This is a genomic window from Campylobacter sp. RM9328, from assembly GCF_012978615.1.
This window is the reverse complement of the sequence record NZ_LIWF01000001.1, coordinates 104,168-114,274: the sequence shown is the minus strand read 5'-3', so window position 1 is coordinate 114,274 and position 10,107 is coordinate 104,168. Positions and strand designations below refer to the sequence as shown.

Annotated in this window: 10 protein-coding genes; 3 read left to right on the top strand and 7 right to left on the bottom strand. The window is 36.8% G+C overall.

The genetic code is table 11. The features are described 5' to 3' along the window. Positions 1-31: 31 nt before the first annotated feature. Positions 32-415, bottom strand: a complete 384-nt coding sequence (gene fliW / locus CCAL9328_RS00665) for a flagellar assembly protein FliW (RefSeq protein WP_169936392.1) — start codon at positions 413-415, stop codon at positions 32-34. Positions 416-557: 142 nt separating this feature from the next. Here fliW and CCAL9328_RS00660 point away from each other — a divergent pair, with 142 nt between their 5' ends. Continuing rightward, a complete protein-coding gene (locus CCAL9328_RS00660; protein ID WP_169972136.1) occupies positions 558-1,205 on the top strand; it encodes an outer membrane protein assembly factor BamD in 648 nt (215 codons plus the stop codon). A 17-nt stretch (positions 1,206-1,222) separates the two neighbouring features. Next, positions 1,223-3,634, top strand: coding sequence for an endopeptidase La (gene lon, locus CCAL9328_RS00655; protein WP_169999735.1), 2,412 nt, complete (start codon positions 1,223-1,225; stop codon positions 3,632-3,634). Positions 3,635-3,850: 216 nt separating this feature from the next. On the opposite strand, the gene rpsR is transcribed toward lon, so the two are convergent. The 6 genes from rpsR to CCAL9328_RS00625 all read right to left on the bottom strand — a co-directional run bounded on the left by rpsR (position 3,851) and on the right by CCAL9328_RS00625 (position 8,937). Then, positions 3,851-4,111, bottom strand: a complete 261-nt coding sequence (rpsR, locus tag CCAL9328_RS00650) for a 30S ribosomal protein S18 (RefSeq protein ID WP_169936398.1) — start codon at positions 4,109-4,111, stop codon at positions 3,851-3,853. Positions 4,112-4,124: 13 nt separating this feature from the next. Continuing rightward, on the bottom strand, positions 4,125-4,685 hold the full coding sequence (locus CCAL9328_RS00645) for a single-stranded DNA-binding protein (protein ID WP_169936400.1): 561 nt from the start codon (positions 4,683-4,685) through the stop codon (positions 4,125-4,127). Positions 4,686-4,699: 14 nt separating this feature from the next. Then, the gene (rpsF, locus tag CCAL9328_RS00640) at positions 4,700-5,122 is read right to left on the bottom strand and encodes a 30S ribosomal protein S6 (protein WP_169936402.1); all 423 of its coding nucleotides are present in this window, start codon (positions 5,120-5,122) and stop codon (positions 4,700-4,702) included. Between the two features lie 73 nt (positions 5,123-5,195). Continuing rightward, positions 5,196-6,194, bottom strand: a complete 999-nt coding sequence (gene holA / locus CCAL9328_RS00635; RefSeq protein ID WP_169936404.1) for a DNA polymerase III subunit delta — start codon at positions 6,192-6,194, stop codon at positions 5,196-5,198. Then, positions 6,194-8,122: an RNB domain-containing ribonuclease gene (locus CCAL9328_RS00630; RefSeq protein ID WP_169999733.1), complete on the bottom strand. Its 1,929-nt coding sequence runs from the start codon at positions 8,120-8,122 to the stop codon at positions 6,194-6,196. Before CCAL9328_RS00630 ends, holA begins: the two co-directional genes overlap by 1 nt. Next, positions 8,119-8,937 carry an HDOD domain-containing protein gene (locus tag CCAL9328_RS00625; protein ID WP_169936409.1) on the bottom strand — a complete coding sequence of 273 codons (819 nt, stop codon included), beginning with the start codon at positions 8,935-8,937 and terminating at the stop codon, positions 8,119-8,121. Before CCAL9328_RS00625 ends, CCAL9328_RS00630 begins: the two co-directional genes overlap by 4 nt. Positions 8,938-9,082: 145 nt before the next feature. Here CCAL9328_RS00625 and ilvC point away from each other — a divergent pair, with 145 nt between their 5' ends. After that, positions 9,083-10,105, top strand: a complete 1,023-nt coding sequence (ilvC, locus tag CCAL9328_RS00620) for a ketol-acid reductoisomerase (protein WP_169936411.1) — start codon at positions 9,083-9,085, stop codon at positions 10,103-10,105. Positions 10,106-10,107: the final 2 nt, after the last annotated feature.

Below are 10,107 nucleotides of genomic sequence, written 5' to 3'. Positions count from 1 at the left end.
GGGGACTTAGACCAAGATCGGTCTAAGCTGGTTACTTTTGTATAAAGTTTTCTATCTTTTCTGCTTGTCCATACTGCGGATACATGGCAGCGTCAAGCACTATTTGTGATAATGTCATGTTGTCCATATTGCAAACTATGGGAGCTATAAAATTTACAGTTGATGTTTCAAGAGGTAAAGAAACAACAATGATGTTGTAAATTTTAAGCTCACTGCTGTCTTTTATCTGCATAAGCTCTTCATAATAAGTAGGAATTTCAAAGTCATAATCCCTAAGAGCAAAAGGGTTTATCATGGTAAAAGAAGTGTTATCGTCCTTACTTTGAAGCTTTACGAAAAATTTATCGAGTTCTATTATCTCCATTGTTTTAATGTGTTCAAAGCCTAATATCGGACTTTTAACGCTAAATGTCATACCTACTCCTTGTTTTTTAATTTATTTGAGTTGACTTTTATTTTACCATGTTTTAGTCTAAGAAAAACAAAAATTTACAAATTTATGCAAAAATAATACCAAAAAATGTAGAATAGCAAAAAATCAAATTTCAAGGAACACTATGCGTAGGATCTTAAATTTTATTATTATTGTCGGTTTTAGCGCGATTTTAAGTGGTTGTGCAGAAAAATACACAGAACTTTATAATCTCACTCCTGATGAGTGGTATGCACAAATTATCGCTGATATAAAGGATGCTGATTTAGAGAGCGCGGATAAGCACTATGTGTCGATGTCTAGTGAGCACGTAGCAAGCCCACTTTTAGAACAAATGCTTTTGATCCTAGCACAAGCGCATGTTAACGAAGAAGAGTATATACTGGCAAATTACTACCTTGACGAATACATAAAAAGATATGGCGATGGTGCGGCAAAGACGGAATTTGCTCAATACCTTAAGATAAAAGCAAATTTTGACTCATTTTCACAGCCAAATCGCAACCAAAAGCTAATGGAAGATAGCGTGGTTGAGATAGAGAAATTTTTATATATGTATCCAAATACGCAGTATAAGCCGCTTATAGAGACTATGCTTATTAAATTTAAGCTTGCTATCTACTATCTAGACACCCAAATATATGACCTCTATATGCGCACAGGACGTGAAACCTCGGCTGAAATTTATAGACAAAAGATAGAGGCTTCACCGCTAAAAGATGCAAATTTGCTTGAGCCGGTGCTTCCTTGGTATAGAAAAATGTTTGAATAAAATTAGGAGTGATAAATTTGCAAATAAACGATAACAAGACATTACCGGCAAAATTGCCTGTAATTGTAGAAGATGAACTGTTTTTATATCCATTTATGATAACGCCGCTATTTTTAAGTGACGAAGAAAATTTACGTGCACTTGATATTGCGCTAGCTGACGAAACGCCTGTGCTAATAGTTCCTGCAAAACCTCAAAACGACGGAGCTAGGGATTTTGAAAGCGTGTATGACGCAGGAGTTATCGGCACTATCATGAGGCGTGTGCCTTTACCCGATGGTAGAGTAAAGATACTTTTTCAAGGCATGGAAAAGGGTCGCATACTACACGTTATAAATGAAAATCCTCTTGAGGCAATGGTTGATGCGCTACATGTAGTACGTCCTTCGCAGGTTAAAACCGATGCTTTGATCGTAGTTCTTAGAGAAAAGGTGCGCGAACTAGCGCAAGTAAGCCATTTCTTTCCGCCTGATTTACTTAAAACGATAGAAGAGAGTGCAGAAGCCGTGCGTGTATGTGATCTTGTTTCAAGCGCACTTAGACTTAAAAAACAGATCGCTTATAGTTTTTTTATCGAAGAAAATTTAGAGCAGCGTCTGCTTAAGCTAATCGACTATGTTATAGAAGAGATCGAAGCAAACAAGCTACAAAAAGAGATAAAAAATAAAGTTCATTCAAAGATAGATAAGACAAATAAAGAGTATTTTCTAAAAGAGCAATTAAAGCAAATTCAAGCCGAGCTTGGTGCTGACTCAAACCGTGATGAAGAGATAGAAGAGTATCGCAAAAAGCTTGAAAGTAAGAAAAAATTTATGGGTGAAGATGCATACAAAGAGATAAAAAAGCAAATAGACAAACTATCTCGCATGCACCCTGACAGCGCCGACGCAAATACCTTACAAAGCTACCTTGACTGGGTTGTTGAGGTACCTTTTGAAAATTTAGCAAAGAAAAAGTCGTCTATCGCTGAGGTAAGCAAGCATTTAAATGCTGACCATTACAGCTTAGAAAAGCCAAAAGAGCGTATTGAGGAGTATTTTGCTTTACGTGAATTACTTGAACTTCGTGGTGTTAGCGAGAAAGTAAACAACGGTGCCATACTTTGTTTTGCGGGACCTCCGGGAGTTGGTAAAACAAGTCTAGCAAATTCTATCGCAAAAGCTTTAAAGCGCGAGCTAGTGCGTATAGCTCTGGGTGGGCTTGAGGATGTTAATGAGCTTCGAGGACATCGTAGAACCTATATAGGCGCGATGCCTGGACGTATTGTCCAAGGGCTTATAGAGGCAAAGCAAATGAACCCTGTTGTGGTGCTTGACGAGATAGACAAAGTAGGGCGAAGCTATAGAGGTGATCCGACTGCTGTTTTACTTGAAATTTTAGATCCGGAGCAAAATAATAAATTTCGTGATTATTATCTAAATTTCAATATTGATCTTAGCAAAGTGATATTTATAGCCACCGCAAACGACGTAAGTCAAATTCCTGCTCCTTTACGCGATAGGATGGAATTTATACAGCTTAGCTCATATACTCCACAAGAAAAATTTGAGATAGCTAAAAAATATCTAGTCCCTCAAGAGCTTAAAAAACATGGACTAAAACCAAGCGATATTAGTATAAATAAAGAGGCTCTTGAACTTATCATTTCAGACTACACACGTGAGAGCGGAGTGCGTAATTTACGCCGTAGGATAGCTGATATACTTAGGAAAGTTGCTAAAAATATCCTAACTAAAAATAGCGAGGGCAAAGTTACTATAACGGCTAAAAATTTAAAAGAATTTTTAGAGAAAAAGGTTTATGAGATAGAGCAAGCCGATAAAAAAGACCAGATAGGTCAGGTAAATGGCCTAGCTTGGACTATCGTAGGTGGCGATGTGCTTCGTATAGAAGCCATACGTATACAGGGCAAGGGCGTGATGCAAATAACCGGGCAGCTTGGCGATGTAATGAAAGAGTCTGCACAAATAGCATTTAGTGTGGTAAAGGTACTAATCGATAATAAAAAGCTAAAAGTTCCGATGGCTATCGTGCCAAAATTTGAAGATGATAAGCGCAAGCTTGAGCCTAGCGATGTTTACCGTAGATATGACTTGCATGTGCATGTTCCAGAAGGTGCAACGCCAAAAGATGGTCCAAGTGCCGGCATAACGATGGTTACAGCCATAGCTTCTATACTAACTGACATAAAAGTTCGCCATGATGTTGCTATGACGGGCGAGATCACGTTAAGCGGAAAAGTACTTCCAATAGGGGGGCTAAAAGAAAAGCTTATTGCTGCTCACAAGGCGGGTATCAAAACGGCTCTTATTCCACGTAAAAACTACGAACGAGATCTTAACGACATCCCTGATGAAGTAACAAAAGATATCAACATTATTGCCGTTGATACGATAGAAGATGTGTTGAAAAACGCTTTGGTTAAGTAAAATTCATTTTTCCCGGTAGGTTTTTAAAACTTGCCGGAAAATATTTTAAATTTTTATCTCTTTTTTCTTTAAATTTAACAACAAATATATCTTGCAAGCTAAATAAATTTTTATAAAAATGTTTATATAAAGGTTTTAGAAGATTAAATTTAAAGAAGAAAGTAATATAATTTTTATAAAAGTACTTAGCCCAAATACGGGCTAAGTAAAGTAGTATTATAGGCCCTCAAATGGGTTTGTTACTACGTTATCGCGATCTACTATATATGGTATAAGCGCTGCTTGGCGAGCACGTTTGATCGCTTTTTCTACCATTTCTTGGTATTTTTTAGATGTGCCAGTTAGTCTGCGTGGCATTATCTTAAATCTTTCTGATAAGCAATACTTTAAAAGTGAAGTATCTTTATAGTCGATAAAATCTATCTTTGCCTCTGTGTATTTGCAATATTTGCGTGAATATTTTCTTTTTTCTGCCATAATTTATCCTTAATTAAAACGGTATTGTATCGTCGCTTTCGTATTTTACATTATCCGAATCAACGTTTACTTCAGGGATTTTTTCTTCATAATAATCTTCATTGCTTCTTTTGTTAAATTGCTGATTTTGAGCTCTTTGCGGTGCATTTTGGTTATATCCGCTATTTTGTGAGTTGAAATTTGACCCACTATTATAACCGCCCTGTTGATATCCGCCTTGATTATTTTGATTGAATCCACCTTGCGAAGAAGGGCCACCTCCAAGCATTTCCATGTTTTCAACACTTATGCTGTGTTTACTTCTATTTTGGCCGTTGTTGTCTGTCCACTGATCAAATTTCAAGCGACCCTCGACCAAAATTTTAGAACCTTTACTTAGGTATTGGTTGGCTATCTCTGCTGATTTTCCAAAAAAAGATATGTCGATAAAGCAAGTTTCTTCTCGTTTTTCACCGTTTGCCGTAAAACGGCGTGTTACTGCTATGCCAGAATTTCCGATAGCAGAACCGCTTGTTGTATATCTTAGCTCGATATCCCTGGTTAAATTTCCGACTAAAACTACTTTATTGAACATTTTTTATCCTTAAATTACTCTTCTGTAAGCGGTTGTTCTTCTACTTTTTCAACTCTTGGCTCACGTGGTGCTCTTGGCTCACGTGGCTCTTTGCGAGCGATTGTTTGTCTGATACCTTTTACCATTCTTTCCCATGCGGCTATCTCGCGTTTGTTTTCGTATTTAACGCTTAAGAATCTGATTATATCTTCTGTGATTCTGATATTTCTAACAAGTTCTGCTAGAAGTGCCGGAGGTGCTTTGTAGTAGATAACAAAATATGTGCCGCGCTCATATTTTTTAATAGCATAGGCAAGTTTTCTTGTGCCCATCTCTACAACATTGGCTATCTCGCCGCCGTTTTTGGTTATGACTTCTTTTACGAAATCAACTTTTGCTTTAACTTCTTCTTCTGTAAGCGTAGGCTTTAGAATGAATAAAAGCTCGTAATGTCTCATTGATTCTCCTTGTGGGTATTAAGCTCGCGAACGAGCAAGGATGCTTTAAGCAAGCTAGGATTATACCTTTTTCTTACTTAATTTTTGCTGTTGATATTATGTTTTGCAGGTTTAGAATGGTTGATAAAAGATATGCCGACTTATCTATACCGGGGTTTGTTTTTAGCTCTGATTCGGCTAAATTTAGCTGGATAAAAACATCTGCATAGGTCTTTAAATTTAAAGATAAACTTTGTGTTTTTAGCGCATTTGCAACGTTTTGAGGAGGTGCATATCCGATAGCTTCTTTGATATCAAATTTGCCATTTATTTTTATGTATGAGTAGAGTTTAAATAGTCTAAAAAATGATTTATAAAGCGAGTTAATAAATAAAATTTCGTTAAATATCGGATCTTGTTCGTATGTAAAAAAGTCCTTTTTGATATCTTTTAGTGAGATAAATTTATTAAAAAAATCATCAAAATTTACACTTCCAAGTCCAAAAACAAGCTTTCTTACTGTGTCTTGTTCGATGTGGGTATTTAAGCTCGCAAGTTTGTTAAGTTCGCCTGCTGCAAGATATAAATTTTCATTATGTATGAAGTAAAGCTCGTAAAGTGCATTTTTGGTTATATTTAGTCCTATTTTTCCGGCTTGTCTGGCAAGTAGTTGCAAGGCCTCTTCGGGGTTGTTTGGTTTAAAAAATCTAGCGAAATTTAAGCCAAACGTTCTTTGAATCTCGGTTGTTATCTTGGTATCTAACTCGTAAAATTCATATAAAAAGAAATTATTTTTATCTTTTTCACATGCTTTTATCAGCTCTTTTAGCTCTTTAGAAGCGATCTTTTTATCGGTTTTTATATGAAGTAAATTTTCTCCACCAAAAAGAGACGGTTCACTTAGGTGTGACAAGGCTCTTGTGTAGTCGTATTCGTTAAAGTAAAGGCTTAAAATATTTGTCTCTTCTTTTTTGTAAATGGTTAAAATTTCCTTTGCAAAGAGCTCGATTTGGTATTCATCAGCGCCAAAAAGTAAAAAATAATTTGCTATTTTGCCATTTAAAAGCGCATTTTCAAGCTCTCTTTTATACATTACTTTTCTTTTTTATCAAACTTTTTTATGATCTTACCGATGATTTTAGCTGTGGCGATATCGGCTTGCGTTATCTCTACTAGAACATGCGATAATAACTCGCAGGTGTAGTTTGGTATAAATATCCTAGCGCCTTTTAGTTCGTCATCTAATTTTGCGATCAGGATGTTTTGGTTTTCGCTTATGTAGCATTTGACGTGTTTACCGATATTTTTACTTGCCCACCTTGCAAATTTACGATCCATAAAGTCAAATGCCGTCTTGTCGGCTTCGCGTTCAAGCTCGCTTAAATTTGAGCACGTATTTTCTATATTTAAAAGTAGATAGTTATAAAGCCTGTCGTCTTTTGACAAATTTGCCTTTAGCAATCTATGCAAAATAAGATCGGAATACCGCCTAATCGGACTTGTAAAATGTGTATAACGGTCAAATCCAAGTCCAAAGTGTCCGAAGTTTTCGCTTGCGTATTCGGCCTTTTTTTGTGCTTTTATAATTAGCTTGTCGATCTCTTCGCGATTGCCTAAAATTTCTGCTTTTGCTTGAATTTTACGTATGAGATTTGCTAAGTCGCTCTCATAAGAGAAGTCAAGACCAAGTAAGGCAAGGTCGTTTAATAAATTTGTGATTTTTTTAAGATCTGGTGAGCCGTGATTTCTAAAGACACCCTTTTTTATACGTTTGGCGGCTGCTTTGTTTGCAAGCAACATACAGTCTTCTACTAATTGATGCGAAGCAGAGTCGTTTTCAAATCTAGTTGCGCATACTTCGCCGTTTTCATCAAGACTCATTCTAAGCTCTTGAGTGCGAAAATCAAACGCGTGAACTAGGCGCTTTTGTCGTAGTTTGATCGTTAATTTATGCAAAGGTTTTATCCAGTCGATCTCGCTTTTTTCTTCATCTTTTAAAATTTTATCTATCTGATCGTAGTTAAATCTTTTCTTGGAGACGATTATAGCTTCAAAAAGCTCTTCTTTTTTTACATCTAAATTTTTATCAAGAGAGATTTTAAAACAAAATGCAAGACGTGCAACATTTGGCTTTAGTGAGCAGATATTTTCACTTAAAGCTCGTGGCAACATCGGGATTGATTTGTGAGGAAAGTATATCGAAAAACCACGAGTTTTAGCTTCTTTGTCAATAGCGCCGTAACTGCTTACGTATTCGCTAACATCGGCTATAGCTACATAAATTTCAAGATTTTTTTCATCAAAATATATCGCATCGTCAAAGTCTTTGGCGTCGATAGGGTCTATCGTGCAAAAGTCAAGATCGCTAAGATCGACTCGCTGTGGATACATGCTAGGATCTACTTCGTCACCCCAAGCTCTGGCTTCATCTTCACAAGCGTCGGTAAATTCGTCGTTTTTGTTATAAACGGCTAATGAAATTTTTTCATCGCTTGCAGGATCTGCGATATTTCCTAAGACTTCTACTATGTCGTTGTTTAGGTTGTTTATTTTAAGTAAAGTGCCCGTAGGTAGGGCTTTTAGGCTTTTTTGACTAGCCTTTAAGGCGAGGCTTAGTCCGGTTTTTAAATTTACTCCAAGCACTGCCGCGCCAAAACTTTTTGTGTAAACTACGCTTATTTCGTTTGCGAGTTTTAGACTCATTACAACCTTGCCGTTTTCGCGTTTTCTACCATTTTTTAGGAGTTTTACGAGGACTATATCGCCGTAATGACCGTTGTTTAAATTTTTATTTTCGATTAATATATCTTGCTTAAAACGCTTATCATAAGGTAGTAAAAAACCGGTTCCGTTCGAGCTTATGTCAAGTTTTCCGCAAACAAAACCGTTGTTTAGATAAAATTTATTGTTGTATTTTGTAACGGCATTTAAATTTAAGAGATTTCGTAAAATTTCTTTGTTTGAGGCACAGACTTCCTTTTCTGTTATCCCGTCGATTAAATTTTCTAAAAATTCTCTCACAGACTATCTTTTACCTTTGCCGTAGCCATCAAGAAAGTATCTTGGCTAAAGCCGTATTCATCAAGTAAAGGAAGAGTGTTTTGTATGCTTATATCATCAAGTTGGTTGAAGATATTTACACTTGTTTTGATAACCTTGAGTGCTTTTGCATACTCTTTTATGTGCTCAGGCGCATCTTCTGGGTCATTTGAGTAGAAGATAGAATTTATGAGCTCATTTTCTAAATTCCACTGCTCAAAAATTTTAGCAGTGACTTCTTCGTTTGTGATGTCTAAAAACTCACTCTCTAAAAGTGCTAAATCACTAGGATAAACGATATCTTTTAATCTTGAGTTAAATTCTTCCGCTTCGTCGTTTTCGTTAAGCTCGTGAGCTAAAACGATCTTTCCGATCTCTAGCATGAAAGAGGCTGGAGATAGTATTTCAAGGCTTTTTGGTTTTATTTTTGAGTACCAGTTATACATCAAAGCGTTTTGTATGGTTGAGATATTTAAGAAGTCCTGGCTAGTTATTCCGTAGGGCTCTAAATTTATATTAAAGCTCTTTTTTACGGCACTTGAAAGCGCAAAACCTCGTATAGTTACCGTTCCAAAAAGAGATATCGCTCTTGCTACGGTAGTGATCTCCTTGCTAAAGCCGTAAAGTGGAGAATTTGCCGAGCGCAAGATGTTTGCCGTTAGCATCGGATCTTGCTCTACGACCTTTGTTAGATCGCTAATGGAGCTATTTTCATCAGCGCAAATGCGTTGAATTTGGATAATCGTATCGTCAAGCGGAGGAAGGGATTTTATTTTTTTATATATTGAGTCGTTCATGATAGATAGCTTTCTTAAAAATTTTTGCACTATTTTATCTAAAATGGCTTGTTATAAAACTTAAAGGATATAAAATTTGCGACTTCAGCGATATTTGAGTTCGTAAATTGTATAATCTATGCCAAAATTTTATATAGGAGAAAATATGGCTGTTAATATTTATTATGACAAAGACTGTGATTTAAGTCTTATTCAGGGTAAAAAAGTTGCTATCGTTGGTTTTGGTTCACAAGGTCACGCACATGCGGAGAACCTACGCGATAGCGGTGTAAAGGTAGTTATCGGACTAGCAAAAGGCGGAAAAAGCTGGGCAAAAGCAGAGGCTAAAAACTTTGAAGTTAAAAGTGTGGCAGATGCTACAAAAGACGCAGACGTAGTTATGATATTAACTCCCGATGAGCTTCAAGCTGAAATTTTTGAAAACGAGATCAAGCCTAACCTAAAAGACGGCGCTGCTATCGCGTTTGGACATGGATTTAACGTTCATTTTGGACAGATAAAAGCTCCTGCAAACATAGATGTTATAATGATCGCCCCAAAAGCACCTGGTCATACTGTAAGAAGTGAATTTGTTCGCGGAGGCGGTATACCTGATCTAATCGCTGTTGATCAAGACGCTAGCGGGCAGGCAAAAGCTATCGCGTTAAGCTATGCTTCAGCTATTGGCGGTGGCAGAACAGGCATCATCGAAACTACATTTAAAGATGAAACTGAAACAGATCTTTTTGGAGAGCAAGCAGTTCTTTGCGGCGGTTTATGTGCACTTGTAAATGCAGGTTTTGAAACACTTGTTGAAGCCGGATATGAGCCTGAGATGGCATACTTTGAGTGTTTGCATGAGTTAAAACTCATCGTTGATCTAATGTATCAAGGCGGAATGGCTGACATGCGTTACTCTATCTCAAATACTGCTGAATACGGTGATTACGTAAGTGGCACAAGAGTAGTTGATGAAAACAGTAAGAAGGCTATGAAAGAAATTTTAAAAGAGATCCAAAACGGAACTTTTGCTAAGAATTTCATCCTAGAAAGAAAAGCCGGCTATGTAAAAATGAACGCAGAGCGTGGCATAGCTGAAAGAAGTCTTTTAAATCAAACAGGCAAAAAACTTCGCGCGATGATGCCTTGGATAAGTGCCGGCAAAATCGTAGACCAAAACAAAAACTAAGT

What these genes read in the sequence shown, in the direction of transcription:
- rpsF (WP_169936402.1), bottom strand. Translation starts at nt 5,122, where the DNA reads ATGAGACATTACGAGCTTTTATTCATTCTAAAGCCTACGCTTACAGAA.
- CCAL9328_RS00645 (WP_169936400.1), bottom strand. Translation starts at nt 4,685, where the DNA reads ATGTTCAATAAAGTAGTTTTAGTCGGAAATTTAACCAGGGATATCGAG.
- CCAL9328_RS00660 (WP_169972136.1), top strand. Translation starts at nt 558, where the DNA reads ATGCGTAGGATCTTAAATTTTATTATTATTGTCGGTTTTAGCGCGATT.
- ilvC (WP_169936411.1), top strand. Translation starts at nt 9,083, where the DNA reads ATGGCTGTTAATATTTATTATGACAAAGACTGTGATTTAAGTCTTATT.
- fliW (WP_169936392.1), bottom strand. Translation starts at nt 415, where the DNA reads ATGACATTTAGCGTTAAAAGTCCGATATTAGGCTTTGAACACATTAAA.
- CCAL9328_RS00625 (WP_169936409.1), bottom strand. Translation starts at nt 8,937, where the DNA reads ATGAACGACTCAATATATAAAAAAATAAAATCCCTTCCTCCGCTTGAC.
- rpsR (WP_169936398.1), bottom strand. Translation starts at nt 4,111, where the DNA reads ATGGCAGAAAAAAGAAAATATTCACGCAAATATTGCAAATACACAGAG.
- holA (WP_169936404.1), bottom strand. Translation starts at nt 6,194, where the DNA reads ATGTATAAAAGAGAGCTTGAAAATGCGCTTTTAAATGGCAAAATAGCA.